Annotated in this window: 2 protein-coding genes and 2 tRNA genes; all 4 read left to right on the top strand. The window is 32.3% G+C overall.

What is annotated here, in order from left to right:
* Positions 1-950, top strand: a 950-nt coding sequence (comD, locus tag GMD4S_RS08415) for a competence system sensor histidine kinase ComD (protein ID WP_000322742.1), incomplete at its 5' end; no start/stop codon positions are given.
* The gene (gene comE / locus GMD4S_RS08420; protein ID WP_000866079.1) at positions 947-1,699 is read left to right on the top strand and encodes a competence system response regulator transcription factor ComE; all 753 of its coding nucleotides are present in this window, start codon (positions 947-949) and stop codon (positions 1,697-1,699) included. The genes comD and comE, both read left to right, overlap by 4 nt.
* Positions 1,700-1,750: 51 nt before the next feature.
* Positions 1,751-1,822, top strand: a tRNA-Glu gene (locus GMD4S_RS08425).
* Positions 1,823-1,827: 5 nt separating this feature from the next.
* A tRNA-Asn gene (locus GMD4S_RS08430) sits at positions 1,828-1,901 on the top strand.
* Position 1,902: the final 1 nt, after the last annotated feature.

Here is a 1,902-nt window from a genome sequence, read left to right on the forward strand (position 1 = left end):
GAGTACTATTACTAACATATTTTATTATTAAAAAAATTATTACTTATTTCCATTTAGAACTTACTTATTTTGATAAAGATTATCTGTACCCTTTTTTAAAAAAAGTAATAGTTGCTTTCTTTGGTTTGCATATTTTATTGTTTATTTCAGATATAGTAAGTACAACTCATCATTTAAATAGCTTCGGAAGTATTTTATCAACCATTGTTTTTATTTGCTTGTTATTGATTTTCTTTGCAATGAATTCTCACAAGGTTCAAATTGAAAAAGAGATTGCTCTAAAACAAAAGAAATTTGAACAAAAGCATTTACAGACTTATACTGATGAAATTGTGGAGTTGTATAATGAAATTCGAGGTTTTCGTCATGACTATGCAGGGATGCTTGTTAGCATGCAAATGGCGATTGACAGTGGAGATTTACAAGAAATTAACAGGGTTTACAATGAAGTCTTAGTAAAAGCAAATCAGAAATTGAGGTCAGAAAAATATACTTACTTTGATTTAAATAATATAGAAGATTCTGCTTTACGAAGTTTAATTGCTCAATCGATTGTCTATGCACGAAAAAATGATGTAGAGTTTACATTGGAAGTAAAGGATATCATTACTAGACTGTCAATAGATTTACTTGATCTTGTTCGTATCATGAGCATTTTATTAAACAATGCTGTTGAAGGTGCTGCAGATAGTTATTTGAAACAAATGGAAGTTGCAGTCATTAAAATGGATTTTGAAACAGTTATAGTTATCCAGAATTCATGCAAAATCACTATGACGCCTTCAGAGGATTTATTTGCCTTAGGTTTCTCTACCAAGGGAAGAAATAGAGGTCTAGGACTTAATAATGTCAAGGAGATTTTAGATAAGTATGACAACATTATTTTAGAAACAGAGATGGAAGACAACACATTTAGACAAATTATTAGATTTAAGAGGGAATTCGAATGAAAGTATTAATTTTAGAAGATGTTATTGAACATCAAGTGAGACTAGAGAGAATATTAAATGAAATCTCGGAAGAATCGAATATTCCTATTTCATATAAGACAACAGGAAAAGTTCGTGAGTTTAAGGAATATATCGAAAATGATGAAGTAAACCAGCTTTATTTCCTAGATATCGATATTCATGGAATCGAGAAAAAAGGCTTTGAAGTGGCTCAGTTTATCCGTCATCACAATCCTTATGCTATTATTGTCTTTATTACCAGTCGATCTGAATTTGCTACCTTAACTTACAAATACCAGGTATCAGCTCTAGATTTTGTAGACAAAGACATCAATGATGAATTGTTCAAAAAACGTATCGAGCAGAGTATTTTTTACACTAAGAGTATGCTGCTTGAAAACGAAGATGTTGTAGACTATTTTGATTACAACTATAAGGGAAATGATTTGAAAATTCCTTACCATGACATTTTGTATATCGAAACCACAGGAGTTTCTCATAAACTTCGGATTATTGGTAAGAATTTTGCTAAAGAATTCTATGGAACTATGACAGATATTCAGGAAAAGGACAAACATACCCAGCGATTTTATTGCTCCCATAAATCTTTCCTTGTCAATGTGGGAAATGTGAGAGAAATTGATCGAAAGAATTTAGAAGTTGTCTTTTATGAAGATCATCGTTGCCCGATTACCCGTTTGAAAGTTCGCAAACTAAAAGATATTCTAGAGAAAAAATCTAAAAAGTGATTGACAATTAGTAAGAAATTGATATAATGGTTATATCTGCTACAGATAGATGGTCCGTTGGTCAAGGGGTTAAGACACCGCCTTTTCACGGCGGTAACACGGGTTCGAATCCCGTACGGACTATTTTATCCGCCATAGCTCAGTTGGTAGTAGCGCATGACTGTTAATCATGATGTCGTAGGTTCGAGTCCTACTGGCGGAGT

Source organism: Streptococcus sp. GMD4S, from assembly GCF_000296955.1.